This is a genomic window from Streptomonospora sediminis, from assembly GCF_054778995.1.
This window is the reverse complement of record NZ_BAAGYZ010000066.1, coordinates 42,619-57,047: the sequence shown is the minus strand read 5'-3', so window position 1 is coordinate 57,047 and position 14,429 is coordinate 42,619. Positions and strand designations below refer to the sequence as shown.

At 71.3% G+C, this 14,429-nt stretch carries 15 protein-coding genes; 2 read left to right on the top strand and 13 right to left on the bottom strand.

Annotation, left to right across the window (positions count from 1 at the left end; genetic code table 11):
- Positions 1 to 260: 260 nt before the first annotated feature.
- Entirely contained in the window at positions 261 to 401 is a 141-nt protein-coding gene (locus tag ACYVD5_RS13010) for a hypothetical protein (protein WP_461001259.1), read from the top strand.
- A 312-nt stretch (positions 402 to 713) separates the two neighbouring features.
- Here ACYVD5_RS13010 and aspS read toward each other — a convergent pair whose 3' ends face one another.
- On the bottom strand, positions 714 to 2,459 hold the full coding sequence (gene aspS, locus ACYVD5_RS13005; RefSeq protein ID WP_461001258.1) for an aspartate--tRNA ligase: 1,746 nt from the start codon (positions 2,457 to 2,459) through the stop codon (positions 714 to 716).
- A 250-nt stretch (positions 2,460 to 2,709) separates the two neighbouring features.
- Complete coding sequence (locus ACYVD5_RS13000) at positions 2,710 to 3,402, bottom strand: MBL fold metallo-hydrolase (protein WP_461001257.1); 693 nt, start codon at positions 3,400 to 3,402, stop codon at positions 2,710 to 2,712.
- A 420-nt stretch (positions 3,403 to 3,822) separates the two neighbouring features.
- Here ACYVD5_RS13000 and ACYVD5_RS12995 point away from each other — a divergent pair, with 420 nt between their 5' ends.
- The gene (locus ACYVD5_RS12995) at positions 3,823 to 5,055 is read left to right on the top strand and encodes a DUF349 domain-containing protein (RefSeq protein WP_461001256.1); all 1,233 of its coding nucleotides are present in this window, start codon (positions 3,823 to 3,825) and stop codon (positions 5,053 to 5,055) included.
- 118 nt (positions 5,056 to 5,173) lie between these two features.
- On the opposite strand, the gene ACYVD5_RS12990 is transcribed toward ACYVD5_RS12995, so the two are convergent.
- The 11 genes from ACYVD5_RS12990 to pdxT form a co-directional block, all read right to left on the bottom strand.
- Positions 5,174 to 5,506 carry a cupin domain-containing protein gene (locus ACYVD5_RS12990; RefSeq protein ID WP_461001255.1) on the bottom strand — a complete coding sequence of 111 codons (333 nt, stop codon included), beginning with the start codon at positions 5,504 to 5,506 and terminating at the stop codon, positions 5,174 to 5,176.
- Positions 5,507 to 5,585: 79 nt separating this feature from the next.
- On the bottom strand, positions 5,586 to 7,775 hold the full coding sequence (locus tag ACYVD5_RS12985) for a RelA/SpoT family protein (RefSeq protein ID WP_461001294.1): 2,190 nt from the start codon (positions 7,773 to 7,775) through the stop codon (positions 5,586 to 5,588).
- A 500-nt stretch (positions 7,776 to 8,275) separates the two neighbouring features.
- Positions 8,276 to 8,806, bottom strand: coding sequence for an adenine phosphoribosyltransferase (locus tag ACYVD5_RS12980; RefSeq protein ID WP_461001254.1), 531 nt, complete (start codon positions 8,804 to 8,806; stop codon positions 8,276 to 8,278).
- Between the two features lie 129 nt (positions 8,807 to 8,935).
- On the bottom strand, positions 8,936 to 9,313 hold the full coding sequence (gene yajC, locus ACYVD5_RS12975; protein ID WP_461001253.1) for a preprotein translocase subunit YajC: 378 nt from the start codon (positions 9,311 to 9,313) through the stop codon (positions 8,936 to 8,938).
- Between the two features lie 254 nt (positions 9,314 to 9,567).
- Positions 9,568 to 10,659 (bottom strand): Holliday junction branch migration DNA helicase RuvB, encoded by a 1,092-nt coding sequence (gene ruvB, locus ACYVD5_RS12970; RefSeq protein ID WP_461001252.1) that lies wholly within the window; start codon positions 10,657 to 10,659, stop codon positions 9,568 to 9,570.
- A gap of 12 nt (positions 10,660 to 10,671) precedes the next feature.
- Positions 10,672 to 11,304 (bottom strand): Holliday junction branch migration protein RuvA, encoded by a 633-nt coding sequence (ruvA, locus tag ACYVD5_RS12965; RefSeq protein ID WP_461001251.1) that lies wholly within the window; start codon positions 11,302 to 11,304, stop codon positions 10,672 to 10,674.
- A gap of 8 nt (positions 11,305 to 11,312) precedes the next feature.
- Positions 11,313 to 11,879, bottom strand: coding sequence for a crossover junction endodeoxyribonuclease RuvC (gene ruvC / locus ACYVD5_RS12960; RefSeq protein ID WP_461001250.1), 567 nt, complete (start codon positions 11,877 to 11,879; stop codon positions 11,313 to 11,315).
- On the bottom strand, positions 11,849 to 12,016 hold the full coding sequence (locus tag ACYVD5_RS12955; RefSeq protein WP_461001249.1) for a hypothetical protein: 168 nt from the start codon (positions 12,014 to 12,016) through the stop codon (positions 11,849 to 11,851). The genes ruvC and ACYVD5_RS12955 overlap by 31 nt, the downstream gene beginning before the upstream one ends.
- 298 nt (positions 12,017 to 12,314) lie before the next feature.
- Positions 12,315 to 12,797 carry a DUF4282 domain-containing protein gene (locus ACYVD5_RS12950; protein WP_461001248.1) on the bottom strand — a complete coding sequence of 161 codons (483 nt, stop codon included), beginning with the start codon at positions 12,795 to 12,797 and terminating at the stop codon, positions 12,315 to 12,317.
- A 234-nt stretch (positions 12,798 to 13,031) separates the two neighbouring features.
- Positions 13,032 to 13,781: a YebC/PmpR family DNA-binding transcriptional regulator gene (locus ACYVD5_RS12945; protein WP_461001247.1), complete on the bottom strand. Its 750-nt coding sequence runs from the start codon at positions 13,779 to 13,781 to the stop codon at positions 13,032 to 13,034.
- The gene (gene pdxT / locus ACYVD5_RS12940; RefSeq protein WP_461001246.1) at positions 13,778 to 14,386 is read right to left on the bottom strand and encodes a pyridoxal 5'-phosphate synthase glutaminase subunit PdxT; all 609 of its coding nucleotides are present in this window, start codon (positions 14,384 to 14,386) and stop codon (positions 13,778 to 13,780) included. Before pdxT ends, ACYVD5_RS12945 begins: the two co-directional genes overlap by 4 nt.
- Positions 14,387 to 14,429: the final 43 nt, after the last annotated feature.

Below are 14,429 nucleotides of genomic sequence, written 5' to 3'. Positions count from 1 at the left end.
CCTCTACCCAGCCGGCCCCGCGGTCTCCGCGATCCTTCGGCCGCCCGTGCACCATTCAGCGCACAAGAATACGAAAAACAAAGCGAATCCCAGGGACACCACCGAATCCAACGGCCCCGCAGTGCGGCATTCGACAGAATCGTTACGCCAGCGTGACCGGCACCGCACATCTGCGTAAAGGCCGCCCCCAGCCTATGCCACCCGCCCACCGCGCCGCGCGCAGCCGACCGCGCCGGAAAAGTCCCGACTAAAATTCGGTCATGCGTGAACCAAAGATCAGTATCGAATCCGCCATCAGGAACGCAATCATCATCCGCAACTGGACGTGCCGCCTCTGCAGCTACAGCAACCCCGACAACGAAGACATCTGCTGCCAACGCTGCGGCGCCGCAAAGAAATAGCGTCCGATACCGATACCGCGCACCGCACAGCTTCGGAACGCCTCGGCCGCCGCTGCGCAAACCGCTATCTTCCAGCGGCCGCGGCCGGCCGTGCGGGCTTGGCTACCCGGGGCGTTTCGGCTGCGGCACAAACCCGCACGTCCGGCTGGAAACACCTGCGCCGGCAAACCCGCGGACCGGCGGACCCGGCGCGGAACCGTGTAGGCGAACACGGCACCGGTGCAGGAGCACCCCGGCCGCAGAGCGGCTCCTGCCCCGGGAGAGGCAACGGCCCGGAGACCGCAGCCTCCGGGCCTGACTTGCGGACCGCTCCTATGCCTGGGCCGCGTCCTCGGGGACGTAGTCGATGCCCGCTTCGGTGCGCTGGTCCGGAGTGATCTCGGTCGGCGCGCCGGTGAGCGGGTCGCCACCGGAGGCGGTCTTGGGGAAGGCGATGACCTCGCGGATCGTCGACTCGCCGGCCAGCAGCATGATGATGCGGTCCCAGCCCACGGCCAGGCCCCCGTGCGGCGGCGGGCCGTACTTGAAAGCCTCAAGCAGGAACCCGAACTTCGCCTCGGCCTCGGCCTTGGTCAACCCGAGCACGTCGAAGACCCGCTGCTGCATCTCGGCCCGGTGGATACGGACCGAGCCCGAGACCAGTTCATAGCCGTTGAGGACCAGGTCGAAAGCGCGCGAGTTCGCCGACCCGGGGTCGGTGGCAAAGGTGTCCTCGGCCTCGACCGCGGGCGCCGTGAAGGGGTGGTGCAGCGCCGTCCACGTGCCGGGGTCGTCGCCCTCTTCGAACAGCGGCATGTCGGTGATCCACAGGATCTCCCACCGCGACTCGTCGATCAGGCCGCACCGCTTGCCGATCTCCGAGCGGGCGGCGCCCAGCAGCTCCTGCGACGCCTGCCGCGGCCCGGCGGCAAAGAACACGGCGTCGCCCGGCTGCGCACCCGCCGCTTCGGCCAGACCCGTGCGCTCGGCCTCGGCGATGTTCTTGGCGACGGGCCCGCCCAGCGTGCCGTCCTCGTGGACGAGCACGTAGGCCAGGCCCTTGGCCCCGCGCGCCTTGGCCCAGTCCTGCCAGGCGTCCAGCTCCTTGCGGGTCTGGCCGGCGCCGCCGGGCATCACGACCGCGCCGACATAGGGCGCCTGGAACACGCGGAAGGGGGTGTCGGCGAAGAACCCGGTGAGTTCGGTCAGCTCCTGGCCGAAACGCAGGTCGGGTTTGTCGGACCCGAACCGGCCCATCGCCTCGGCAAAGGGCATGCGCCGGAACCGCTCCGGCAACTCGACGCCGCGGACCTCGCGGAGCAGGCGGGTGAACAGCCGCTCCCCCACGGCGAACAGGTCGTCCTCGTCGACGAAGCTCATCTCCAGGTCGATCTGGGTGAACTCCGGCTGGCGGTCGGCCCGCAGGTCCTCGTCGCGGAAGCAGCGCGTGAGCTGATAGTAGCGCTCCATGCCGCCGACCATCAGCAGCTGCTTGAACAGCTGCGGCGACTGCGGCAGCGCATACCAGTGGCCGGGCTGCAGACGCACGGGAACCAGGAAGTCGCGGGCGCCCTCAGGCGTGGACCGGGTCATGTAGGGGGTTTCGATGTAGACGAAACCGCTGTCCTTCATGACCTCGTGGGCGATGTAGGTCGCCTGCGAGCGGACACGGATGTTCTCGGCCATCTCCGGCCGGCGCATGTCCAGGTAGCGGTAGCGCAGGCGGGTCTCCTCGGAGATCTCCTGGGAACCGTCGAGGGGGAAGGGCAGCGGGGCCGACTCGCTGAGGACCTCGATCTCGTCGGCGACGACCTCGACGGCGCCGGTGGGGATCTCGGGGTTCTCGTTGCCCTCGGGCCGTACCCGTACCGAGCCGGTGACCTTGATGCAGTACTCCGCGCGCAGGTCGTGGGCAAGGTCGTCCTCGCGGACGACGACCTGGACCACGCCCGATGCTTCGCGGAGGTCGAGGAAGACGACGCCGCCGTGGTCGCGGCGGCGGGCGACCCACCCGGCGAGGACGACGGTCGCTTCTGCATGCTCGGCGCGTATGGCGCCGGCGTCATGCGTGCGGATCAACGGGGTTCTCCTTCAAAGTTTCACGTACCTACCCATCTTGCCTGACCTGCGCGTCGGCGCGGTCCCCTGCGCCGGGGGCCGGGCCGACCCGCTATCTCGGCGCCCGGCGCGGGCGGCGGGCCGACGGGGTGGGTGTGCGGTGGTTCTGCTGCTCGTCATCCTCATGGGACCGTCTCGTGCGGCCGGCGGTGCCGGTTGGCCGTGTCCGCCTGCGCTGGGCGGCGGGTGGCCCCGGTCCGCGGCGGCGGGGTCAGCGCGCCCGGATATCCGCCAGGAACGGGTTGGTGGCGCGCTCGCCGCCGATGGTGGTCTGCGGGCCGTGGCCGGGACGGACCGCGGTGTGGTCGGGCCAGTCGCGGCAGACGTGTTCGAGGCTGCGCATGGTCGCGTCGTGGTCGCCGCCGGGCAGGTCGGTGCGTCCGATGGCGCCGGCGAAGAGCAGGTCGCCGGTGAACAGCACGGGCTCGCCGGTTTCGCCGCCGGCCGCCAGGCCGTAGCAGACCGACCCGGGCGTGTGGCCGGGGGTGTGCTCGACGGAGAATTCGAGCCCGGCCAGCTGCAGGTACTCGCCGCCGGCGAGCTCGCGCAGGTCGTCGGGCTCGTCGGGCGCCTCGGCACCCAGCAGGGCCCGGACCTGCTCGGCCATGCCGGGATCCAGCCCTTTGGCCGGATCGCTCAGCAGCGGGCGGTCGGCCCCGTGCACGTAGACGGGGATGCCGTGCTCGCGGGCAATCGGGGTGGCCGACCAGATGTGGTCGAAGTGGCCGTGGGTCAGCAGCACCGCGGCCGGCACCAGGCCGTGCTCGGCGGCGCGGGCGGCGGCCTGCGGGGCGGCGTCCTGGCCGGGATCGATGACCACGCACTCCGCACCCGGGTACGCGGCCGCGGCGACCAGGTAGCAGTTCGCGGCAAGCGGCCCTGCGGGAAAAGCGGAGATGAACACGGTGGGTGCTGACTTCCTCTCGAACGGCGCGTCGACCGGGCGCGGGGGCGGCGGCCCGTGCCCGCACCTGAGCCTATCGAGGCGCGGGGCGCACGGCGACCGGGTCGGCCCTTGTCCGCATCCTGCGCTTCGTGCCGACACATCACCATTCGATCACCGCCCGACGCGCGGCTCTTTGCCAAACGCCCCGTCAGTGTCATATTGGTCGCGTCGCACCCGTCCGGGCGTTCCGGGCGGCATGCCTCGACGCGGCGGGTGGCCGCTGATGTGCGACGACGCTGACAGGAGGCGGACGGTATCCGGTGAGGTGTGCGGATATCGTGCATAGTCACGGCAGTTCACACCCCGGCTCCCGGGCCAGTGGCTGCCGGACCATCCGGACCTGGCGTTGCGCCAGGCTCATGACTGCTGGAGGACACGGTGACCACGGACCCCTGGGGCCGCGTTGACGACGACGGCACGGTCTACGTGCGCACAAGCGAGGGCGAGCGCGTCGTCGGATCGTGGCAGGCGGGCGCACCCGAGGAGGCCCTCGCGTTCTTCCGCCGCAAGTACGACTCCCTGGTGACCGAGGTCGACCTGCTGGAAAAGCGGCTGCGCACCACCGACCTGTCGGCCGCCCAGGCGCTGTCGAGCATCGACAAGCTGCGCACCGCGGTGCGCGAGGCCAACGCCGTGGGCGACCTCGACACCCTGGCCGGGCGCCTGGACACGCTCACCGAACAGGCCGAAGAGCGCAAGGTCGAACAGAAGCAGGCCCAGGACAAGGCCCGCGTCGAGGCCCGCGAGACCAAGGAGCGCATTGTCGCCGAGGCCGAGCGGGTCGCCGAGGAGACCACGCACTGGAAGTCCGGCGGCGAGCGCATGCGCCAACTCATCGACGAGTGGAAGGCCGCCCCGCGCACTGACCGGCCCACCGAACAGGCGCTGTGGAAGCGGATGTCGGCGGCGCGCAACGCGTTCTCCAAGCGCCGCAAGGCCTACTTCGCAGGGCTCGACCAGCAGCGCGAACAGGTGCGCGAGGAGAAGGAGCGCATCGTCGCCGAGGCCGAGTCACTGACCGGTTCCACCGACTGGGGCCCCACCGCCGGGCGCTACCGCGACCTGATGCAGCAGTGGAAGGGCAGCGGCCGCGCCGACCGCACCAGCGAGGACAAGCTGTGGGGCCGGTTCAAAGCGGCGCAGGACCGGTTCTTCCAGGCGCGCAATGCCTACTTCGCCGAACGCGACGCCGAACTGCGCGGCAACGCCGAGGCCAAGGAGCGCATCCTGCACGATGCGCGCCAGGAGCTGGCCGAGATCACCGACCCGCGCGAGGCCCGCGCGAGGCTGCGCGGCTTCCAGGAGGCCTGGGAGGAAGCCGGCCAGCTGCCGCGCGACGAACGCGACCGGCTGGAGGGCGCGTTCCGCAAGCTCGAAGAGGACATCCGCCGCGCCGAGGACAGCGAATGGCAGCGCACCAACCCCGAGGGGCGGGCGCGGGCCGAGTCCACCGCCGGCATGCTGCGCGATTCGATCGCTCAGCTGGAGGACGATCTGGAGGCCGCCAAGTCGCGCGGCAACGACCGCCGGGTCCGCGAGGTCGAGGAGGCGCTCACCGCCCGGCGCGCCTGGCTGGACGAGGCCCAGAAGGCGCTGGACGAGATGAGCTGAGCCGCGGCGGGGCCACGCGCACACCGCCGGCCCCGCCGGTCCCCCGGCCGGTGCGGCCGGAGCCGGTCGGCAGCGCCGCGGGGCGCTGCGCGTCGCCTGCGGCGTTCGGGCCCGGGGCTCATCCGGTCTTTGCGACCGTGAGCACCACTGCGGAGTCCTCCAACGCCTCAAGCGACACATCCTCGTGCGGCACAACCAGCAGGTCGTTCGTCCTGCCTTCCCAGCTGTCGCCGCCGGCCTTGAGCCGCACGCGCCCGCGCAGCACCAGCACGGTGGACTCGCCCGGGTTGGGGTGCTCGGACAGGGAGTTGCCCCGGGTCAGGGCGATCAGGGTCTGGCGGAGGGTCTGCTCGTGGCCGCCGTAGAAGGTTTCGGAGCTGCGCCCGGCCGAGGCGGTCGAGGCGGTCTCCATGTGCTTGCGTGCCAGGGCGTCCAGCGAAAACTTGTTCATGCCAGCAGTCTGACCGTTCGGCCGCGGCTCACACCCGCAAAACGCCGCACGCCCGCACCGCCCGCCCCCGTGAGCCCCGCTAGTTCTTCATCCGGTAGACGTCGTACACGCCGTCCACCCCGCGCACCGCCTTCAGGACATGGCCGAGGTGGGTGGGGTCGGCCATCTCGAACGTGAACCTGCTCAGTGCCACGCGGTCGCGGCTGGTCTGCACGGTGGCCGAGAGGATGTTGACGTGCTGGTCGGAGAGCACGCGGGTGATGTCGGACAGCAGCCGCGAGCGGTCCAGCGCCTCGACCTGCAGCGCCACCAGGAACATGGAGTCCTCGGTGGGCTGCCACTCGACGTTCACCATCCGCTCGCGGTCCAGCGCGCGGGTGTTGACGCAGTCGCTGCGGTGCACCGAGACACCGTTGCCGCGGGTCACGAACCCGATGATGCTGTCGCCGGGCACAGGTGTACAGCATTTGGACAGCCGCACCCACACGTCGGAGTCGCCGTCGACGACCACACCCGGATTGCCGGCCGGGCGCGGCCGGGGCCGGGCCCGGGTGGGCAGGGAGGACTCGGCGATGTCCTCCTCGGCGCTGTCGATGCCCCCGAGGGAACCGACGAGCTTCTGCACGACGTTCTGCGGACCGATGCGGCCCTCGCCGACCGCGGCGTAGAGGGAATCGACGTCGCCGTAGCGCAGGTCGCGCGCCAGGGCGATCAGCGCCTCGCCGCTGAACAGTCGCTTTATCGGCAGTTCCTGCTTGCGCATGACGCGGGCGATGGCGTCCTTGCCCTGCTCGATGGCCTGCTCGCGGCGCTCCTTGGTGAACCAGTGCCGGATCTTGTTGCGCGCGCGGGCGCTCTTGACGAACTGCAGCCAGTCGTGGCTGGGCCCGGCGTCGCTGGACTTGGAGGTGAGGATCTCGACGGTCTCGCCGTTGTGCAGCTCGCTTTCGAGCGAGACCAGCCGGCCGTTGACCCGCGCCCCCACGGTGCGGTGGCCGACCTCGGTGTGCACCGCGTAGGCGAAGTCGACGGGGGTGGCGCCCTGCGGCAGCGCGATGACGTCGCCCTGGGGGGTGAAGACGAACACCTCCTGCACCGACAGGTCGAACCGCAGCGACTCCAGGAACTCGCCGGGGTCCTTGGTCTCCTGCTGCCAGTCGATGAGCTGGCGCAGCCAGGCCATGTCGGCGGTGCCCTTGGACTTGGCGGCGTCGCCGCGGCCGGTGTCCTTGGTGGCGCGCTCCTCCTTGTACTTCCAGTGCGCGGCGATCCCGTACTCGGCCCGGCGGTGCATGGCGCGGGTGCGGATCTGCAGCTCAACGGGGTTGCCGGAGGGGCCGATGACCGTGGTGTGCAGCGACTGGTACATGTTGAACTTGGGCATCGCGATGTAGTCCTTGAACCGTCCGGGGACGGGGTTCCACCGCGCGTGGATGGTGCCCAGGGCCGCGTAGCAGTCGCGGACGCTGTCGACGAGCACCCGCACGGCAACGAGGTCGTAGATCTCGTCGAAGCCGCAGTTGCGGGCGATCATCTTCTGGTAGATCGAGTAGTAGTGCTTGGGTCGCCCGCGCACCGTGGCCTTGAGCTTGGCTTCGCGCAGGTCGGCCGATACCGCCTCGATGACGTCCTGCAGGTAGACGTCGCGGCGCGGTGCCCGTTCCGAGACCAGGCGGGCGATTTCGTCGAACCGCTTGGGGTAGAGCGTGGCGAACGCGAGGTCCTCGAGTTCCCACTTGATGGTGTTCATGCCCAGCCGGTGGGCCAGCGGCGCGAAGATCTCCAGGGTTTCGCGGGCCTTTTTCTCGCGCTTGGGCTGGGGCAGGTAGCGCAGCGTGCGCATGTTGTGCAGGCGGTCGCACAGCTTGATGACCAGGACCTTGATGTCGCGGGACATGGCCACGACCATCTTGCGCACGGTTTCGGCCTGGGTGGCCTCGCCGTACTTGACCTTGTCGAGCTTGGTGACCCCGTCAACCAGCTCGGCGATTTCGTCGCCGAACTCCTTGCGCAGCTGCTCCAGCGTGTAGGGGGTGTCCTCGACGGTGTCGTGCAGCAGTGCGGCGGCCAGCGTGGGTTCCTGCATGCCCAGCTCGGCCAGGATGGTGGCCACGGCCAGCGGGTGGGTGATGTAGGGGTCGCCGCTCTTGCGTTTCTGGTCGCGGTGGTAGTGGGCCGCGACCTCGTAGGCGCGCTCGATCAGCCGCACGTCGACCTTCGGGTGGGTCGCACGCACGGTCTTGATCAGTGGTTCAAGAACCGGGTTCATTGATACCCCCCGCTGTGCGCCGAGTCGGGCGAGTCTGCGCCGCACGCGCACACTGGACGACGGACCGGCCGGAACCGGAGTGGCGCTGGGCCGGTCGGCTGCTTCCGGCGCGTCGGTGTCGGACGGGGTGCCGGTGCCCGCGGGCAGGTCGGCGGAGGGCGCCGGGGCGCCGGGCTCCTGCCCGTTCGGGGGCGCCCCGTGCAGGGCGGCGGAGGCCGCCTCGGCCGGAACCGCGTCTCCTGCCATGGACATCCCTCCCGCGGCTGATCCCGGAAGGACCGAAGGCGCTTCCCCTGTTAAGGGAGGCGCCGCACCGCGACGGTGGTCGCCGTCGCGCGGCCCGCCGGGTCGGCGTCTGCGTCGTGAACGACAGGTTTCACCTGGCCCAACGCGTCACCGCAGCTTCGTATGCCCGCGAGTCTACTGCCGGTTGACCGGCCGTTTTCGCATGTCGGGGCAGCTGGAGAGGGGGTCCGGGCGAATGCTTCGGACACCGGCCTCTAGAGCACGGCGAGCGCGTGCGGCTCCACGTCGGTCAGTTTCCGCCGGCCCTGGAGGAAACCGAGTTCCACGAGGACCGAGAATCCCACGACCGTACCACCCGCTTTGTCCACCAGTTCCACCGCGGCCCGTGCCGTGCCCCCGGTGGCGAGGACGTCGTCGACGATCAGCACGCGGCTGTGGGCACTGAGGGCGTCGGCGTGGATCTCCAGTGTCGCGGAGCCGTACTCCAGATCATAGGAGGCCGCATAGGTCTCGCGCGGGAGTTTTCCGGCCTTGCGCACCGGCACGAAAGCGGCGCCGAGCTCCAGGGCCACCGGAGCGCCGAGGATGAACCCGCGGGCCTCCAGCCCGAGCACGACGTCGACCGAACCTGGTTCGTGGCGTTCGGCGATCCCGTCGACCACGGCCCGGAAGCAGGCCGGGTCGGCCAGCAGCGGGGTGATGTCCTTGAAGACGACCCCGTCCTCGGGGAAGTCGGGCACGTCGCGCAGTCCGCCCTTGATCAGGTCGGTCAGGTCAGCGGACATGGTGGAGGGGGCCTCGCCTTCGTGGTCGGCACGGCGCCGGAGGGGCGGCCGTGCGGCGGGGGTGGGCAGGGATCGGGCATAAGCGACTGCGGGCCCCGCGCGGCGGGGCCCGTACGGTCGCGCCCCGAACTAGGAGGGGCCGTCTTCCTTGCCCGGGAAGTCGGGCCGGTCCTCGACCGGGGTGTCGTCGCTGGGCTGCACGATTTCGCCGATACCCGCCTTGAGCATCCGGATCCGCGTGCCCGGGGAGATCTCAAGCTCGATCGCATCGTCGCGCAGCTCAACCACGGTGGCGTAGAAGCCGGCCTTGGTCAGCACTTCGACACCCGGTCGCAGCTCGTTCTGCATCTTGGTTTCCTGCTGCTTGCGCTTCTGCTGCGGACGCAGCACCAGCAGCCAGAAAACCACAACGATGAGCACGAACGGCAGGGCCCTCATGAGGAGCCCGGTGCCTCCCTGGGCGCCCTCGGCCAAAATTGTCTGGGCCAGCACGGGGTGTCCTTCCATAGATCTTTGCGGCCTTCGCGGCGCGCGGCGCCGCTGCAGTGGCCGGTAGCCGCGTTAACAGCGTTCGCCACCGCAGGTCAACGCGCGGGCGGCGGTGTGTGTTCCCACCGCCGCGACCGCACGGGCATCGTTGCCGTTTCGCAAGGCGGTACCGTTTTCCGAGGCCGCTGCCCAGCTTACCCGCCGGCCCGCCCGGTCTTCGCGGTCGGGCGGCGGTGTCGCGGTCCGGCCCCGCCGCCGCACTGCGGCCTGCCTCAGGCGGCGCCGCCGGTGCCCGGTGCGGCCGGGGTGCTGCGCGAGGCCGCGCTGTCAGCGGCGGCTGCGGCGCCGAACGCCGCGTCGGGCGGGGGTTCGATGCCCATATGGCTCCAGGCGTCGGGGGTGGCGATCCGCCCGCGCGGGGTGCGGGCGATGAAGCCCGAACGCACCAGGAACGGCTCGGCGACCACCTCGACGGTTTCGGGTTCCTCGCCCACGGCCACCGCCAGTGTCGATAGGCCGACCGGGCCGCCGCGGAACTTGGCGAGCAGCGCCTGCAGCACCGCGCGGTCCAGCCGGTCGAGCCCGTGGCCGTCGACCTCGAACAGCGCCAGCGCCGCGCAGGCGGTGTCGCGGGTGAGGTGCCCGTCGCCGTGCACCTCGGCGTAGTCGCGCACCCGCCGCAGCAGCCGGTTGGCGATACGGGGGGTGCCTCGGGAGCGCCCGGCGATCTCGGCGGCGGCGTCGGCCGCGACCTCCACGCCCAGCAGCCCGGCCGAACGGTGCAGGATCTGCTCCAGGTCGGCGGGGTCGTAGAAGTCCATGTGGGCGGTGAAGCCGAACCGGTCGCGCAGCGGCGCCGGCAGCAGGCCCGCCCGCGTGGTGGCGCCGACCAGGGTGAAGGGGGCGATCTCCAGCGGGATGGCGGTGGCGCCGGGCCCCTTGCCGACCATCACGTCGACCCGGAAGTCCTCCATGGCGACGTAGAGCATCTCCTCGGCGGGCCGCGCCATGCGGTGGATTTCGTCGAGGAACAGCACCTCGCCCGCTTGCAGGGTGGACAGCACCGCGGCCAGGTCGCCGGAGCGCTCGATCGCCGGCCCGGAGGTGATGCGCAGCGGGGCGCCGAGCTCGGCGGCGACGATCATCGCCAGGGTGGTTTTGCCGAGTCCCGGGCCGCCCGACATCAGCACGTGGTCGGGGGCGCGGCCCCGCCGTTGGGCGCCGCGCAGCACCAGCGACAGCTGTTCGCGGACCCGTTCCTGGCCGACGAAATCGTCCAGGCTCTTGGGCCGCAGCGCGCCTTCGAGGGCGGTGTCGTCCGGGTCGGCCTCAGCCGAGACGGTGTCCCGCTCGTAGTCGCTCATCTGCTCGATCTCCTATGCCCTGCTGAGTTTGCGCAGGGCGCTGCGCAGCAGCACGGCGACGTCGGGGGCGGTGTCGGTACCGGTGTCGGCTTCGGGGGCGACGGAGTCGGCGGCGGCCTCGGCGTCCTTGGCCGACCAGCCCAGGCTGACCAGGCCGGATACCACCTGCGGCCGCCACGCGGCGGACGCGGCGGGCCCCGCCGGGTGTTCGGGGGCCGCGGGAACGGCGGGGTCGGCTCCCGTTGCCGGGCCGAGCTTGTCGCGCAGTTCCAGGGCGATCCGCTTGGCGCCCTTGGGACCGATGCCGGGTACGCGGCTGAGCGCGGCGGTGTCCTCGGCCGCCACGGCCGCGCGCAACGTGTCGGGGGTGTGCACCGCCAGCATGCCCAGTGCCAGGCGGGGCCCGACACCCCCGGCCTGCTGGAGGCGCTCGAACACGTCTCGTTCGTCGTCGTCGGCGAACCCGTACAGAGTCAGCGAGTCCTCGCGGACCACCAGCGACGTGGCGACGGTGGCCTGCTCGCCGATGTGCAGGCCCGCAAGGGTCGCGGGGGTGCAGTGGACGGTCATGCCGACACCGCCCACTTCGAGCACGGCGGTGCCGCCGGCGCGGCCGGCCACCCGGCCGCTGAGGAACGCGATCACGGTGCAGGTCACCTTCCCTGGGGGTCGGGGGTCGTTCCGGGGCGGCGGGCAAGCTCGACCTTGCGGGCGAAGTCCTGCTGGGCCCGGGCTATGCGGGCCTGGGCGCCGCCGCGCCAGATGTGGCAAATGGCCAGTGCGACGGCGTCGGCGGCGTCGGCGGGTTTGGGGGCGGTGTCGAGCCGCAGCAACTTGGCGACCATGGCCTGCACCTGCGCCTTGTCGGCGCGTCCGCTGCCGGTGATGGCCGCCTTTGCCTCGCTGGGTGTGTGCAGCGCGACCGACAGGCCGCGCCGCGCCGCGCAGGTGATGGCGATGGCGCTGGCCTGGGCGGTGCCCATGACGGTGCTGACGTTGTGCTGGGCGAAGACGCGTTCGACCGCGACGGCTTGGGGGGCGTGGGTGTCCAGCCAGCTCTCGATGCCGCGCTCGATGCCCAGCAGCCGGTCGGCGAGGTCGCTTCCGGGGTCGGTGCGCACCACCCCGGCCGATACCAGCGACAGCGGGCGGCCGATCGCACCGTCGACCAGGCCCACCCCGCATCGGGTCAGCCCCGGATCGACACCCATGACTCGCACCCTGCTCCTCCCTCGCCGGCGCCGGCCGGGCGGTTGCGCCCGCCGATCGCCGCGGCGGCGTTGCCGGACGCGGCGAACGTGCCGAACACGTCGAACGCCCGTTCGCAGGCTCCGAGCCTACCGGGAAGGACCGACACCGCGTCTCCCCGCCTCCCGGCGCGTCCGCCCGGGGGCGGGGCCGCCGCGGCGCACCGCCTGTGCCGTTGTTGCACCGGCGGGCGCCGCGGGTCGCGCGCCGTGCGGTCACAACGCCGACACCGCCGCCATGACCACCGCGAACCCGTTGTACAGCAGACCGGCCACCACCGCCAACGCCACCATCCCGCATATCAGGGCGCTGGTCGGCAGGATCGCGGTGCGGGGCCGGCGGTGCCGAACAGCGTCAGCGCGAACTCGCGGGTGACGGTCCCGGTCAGCGGGCTGAAAGGTTCCTGTTCAGCGGCGGGCGCGGATTGCGGAGAGGTCTTCGCTGATACGGAACAGCACAACCAGCACCTCCAGCCCCACCCGGGTCAGCAGGACCGCCACGGCGCCGCCGACCAGGGAGCCCAGGAGCGAGAGCAGCCCGGCCAGCGGGTTCATGGCCATCTGGCCGAACGCACCGACCATCCCGCTGAGGGTGGAGATTCCGATCAGCACCAGCCAGAGGACGAACAGCGCCTTGACGATCCGGGTGGTGGCGAAGCTGCGGAATTCGAAGTCGAACAGCGCCGCGAAGAATCCCGGGGCGGGCGGCGCCGAGCCGGGGCCGGACGCGGCGTAGGAGTGCGGGGGCGGCTGCTGCGGGCCGGACCAGCCCGGCTGACCGGGGTGGCCGGTGCTGCCGGGATCGCCGGGTTGGCCCGGGTGGCCGGGCTCGGGCTGACGGGAGTATCCGGGGTGACCGGGTTCGTACGGGTTCTCGCCTGAGGGGGTCATGGCGTGCTTCCTCGATCATGGACACCGGCGGGGAGTGGTCACCATACCGGTTCCCACCTCGCCCCGGTGCGCGCCACCGCAACCGCGGGCGGCGGGCCGCAGCGGTGGCCGCCCGCTGGAGCCGGCGGCACCACCGCCGCCCTTGGCCGGGCACCCGAAACGCCGCACGCCCCGCGTCCGGAACCCGGGTGCGGGGCGTGCGGCGAAAGTGCGCTCGCGGTGCGGCGCGCTGCGCTATCCGATCTTCTCCAGTACTTCGTCGGAGATGTCGGCGTTGGTGAACACGTTCTGCACGTCGTCGCAGTCCTCAAGGGCGTCGACCACGCGCATGACCTTCTTGGCGTCGTCCTCGCCCACCGGGATCTCGACGCTGGGCAGGAAGGAACTGTCGGCGGACTCGTAGTCGATGCCGGCTTCCTGCAGCGCGGTGCGCACGCTGACAAGGTCGTTGGGCTCGCTGACGACCTCGAAGGACTCGCCCAGGTCGTTGACGCCTTCGCCGCCGGCCTCGACCACCGCGAGGGTGATCTCGTCTTCGCTGGTGCCCTCCTTGGGCACGATCACCACGCCCTTGCGGCTGAACATGTAGGACACCGATCCGGCGTCGGCCATCGAACCGCCGTTGCGGGTGACCGCCACCCGCACGTCGGAGGCGGCGCGGTTGCGGTTGTCGGTGAGGCACTCGACGAGCAGCGCGACGCCGCCGGGGGCGTAGCCCTCGTACATGACGGTCTGCCATTCGGCGCCGCCGGCCTCTTCGCCGGAACCGCGCTTGCGCGCACGTTCGATGTTGTCCAGCGGAACCGAACTCTTCTTCGCCTTCTGGATGGCGTCGAACAGCGTGGGGTTGCCATCGGGGTCCCCGCCGCCCATTCGCGCAGCCACCTCGACGTTCTTGATGAGCTTGGCGAAGAGCTTGCTCCGCTTCGCGTCGATGACGGCTTTCTTGTGCTTGGTGGTGGCCCACTTGGAGTGGCCGCTCATGCCTGTCCTTTCACCATGTCGACGAAGAGCCGGTGTATCCGCGGGTCACCGGTGAGTTCGGGGTGGAAAGAGGTGGCCAGCAGGCCGCCCTGTCGTACCGCGACGATCCTACCGGCACGCTCACCGTAGGCGATCTGGCCGAGGACCCGCACCCCGCCGCCGACGGATTCGACCCAGGGCGCGCGGATGAACACCGCCTCGAAGGCGCCACCGCCGACACCGTCGATGTCGACCCCGCCCTCGAAGGACTCGTGCTGGCGGCCGAAGGCGTTGCGCCGCACGGTGATGTCGAGCCCGCCGATGGTCTGCTGGTCGGCGGCGCCGTCGAGGACCCGGTCGGCGAGCAGGATCATCCCTGCGCAGGTGCCGTAGGCGGGCAGGCCCTCGCCGATGTGCTTGCGCAGCGGCTCCATGAGGTCGTAGCGCGCGGCGAGCTTGGCCATCGTGGTGGATTCGCCGCCGGGCAGAACCAGGCCGTCCACCCGGTCGAGGTCGGCGGGGTGCAGCACGGGCCGGGCCGCCACGCCCAGCCCGCCGAGCACGCGCAGGTGCTCGGCGGTGTCGCCCTGCAGGGCGAGTACGCCGATGGTGGGTGTCGCGGTCAACTGCTTCCTCGCTTCGATGGCATTGCCGGGGTTGCGCGGGTGC

Coding starts and splice junctions, on each gene's coding strand:
- ACYVD5_RS12990 (WP_461001255.1), bottom strand. CDS start 5,506: ATGAACAAGTTTTCGCTGGACGCCCTGGCACGCAAGCACATGGAGACC.
- ACYVD5_RS12980 (WP_461001254.1), bottom strand. CDS start 8,806: ATGTCCGCTGACCTGACCGACCTGATCAAGGGCGGACTGCGCGACGTG.
- ACYVD5_RS13010 (WP_461001259.1), top strand. CDS start 261: ATGCGTGAACCAAAGATCAGTATCGAATCCGCCATCAGGAACGCAATC.
- ruvB (WP_461001252.1), bottom strand. CDS start 10,659: ATGAGCGACTACGAGCGGGACACCGTCTCGGCTGAGGCCGACCCGGAC.
- yajC (WP_461001253.1), bottom strand. CDS start 9,313: ATGGAAGGACACCCCGTGCTGGCCCAGACAATTTTGGCCGAGGGCGCC.
- ACYVD5_RS12950 (WP_461001248.1), bottom strand. CDS start 12,797: ATGACCCCCTCAGGCGAGAACCCGTACGAACCCGGTCACCCCGGATAC.
- ACYVD5_RS12945 (WP_461001247.1), bottom strand. CDS start 13,781: ATGAGCGGCCACTCCAAGTGGGCCACCACCAAGCACAAGAAAGCCGTC.
- ACYVD5_RS12985 (WP_461001294.1), bottom strand. CDS start 7,775: ATGAACCCGGTTCTTGAACCACTGATCAAGACCGTGCGTGCGACCCAC.